The sequence below is a fragment of the Escherichia sp. KCJ4928 genome (assembly GCF_004352695.1).
In the GTDB taxonomy this organism is placed as follows: domain Bacteria; phylum Pseudomonadota; class Gammaproteobacteria; order Enterobacterales; family Enterobacteriaceae; genus ECMA0423.
In genome coordinates this window covers 1-312 of the sequence record NZ_SJWV01000700.1, presented here as the reverse complement: position 1 = coordinate 312, position 312 = coordinate 1, and the positions used below count along the sequence as shown (strand labels likewise).

Annotated in this window: 1 protein-coding gene; it reads right to left on the bottom strand. The window is 54.8% G+C overall.

All coding sequences use genetic code 11. The features are described 5' to 3' along the window. Positions 1–103: 103 nt before the first annotated feature. Positions 104–312: antirestriction protein (locus E0D98_RS26320; RefSeq protein WP_097454363.1), on the bottom strand; the 209-nt coding region annotated here is incomplete at its 5' end.

Genomic DNA, 312 nt, shown 5'->3' with positions numbered 1-312 from the left:
GTCCGGCACGTCTGTATCCAGCACTTCGCGGATAATTTCTTTAACAGTACAGTACATGTTCTCGTCTCCTTTACAGGGGCGGCATTGCCGCCCCGTCCGTTAATCAGTCCAGTGCCGCGTAAATCGCGTTGCATTCGGGGTGAAATTCGATGTGGCTCCACAACTGCGCATCGCGCATCCGGTACAGGTGTGTCAGTCCCGCATCCCCGCTGTCGTGGTACAGCCACAACTGGCGGTTAATCACAAGGGAAGTCAGGATGATACCTGCGGCATCAGCACTCACAGTGCGGTCAAACCAGTTTTCACCGTTGA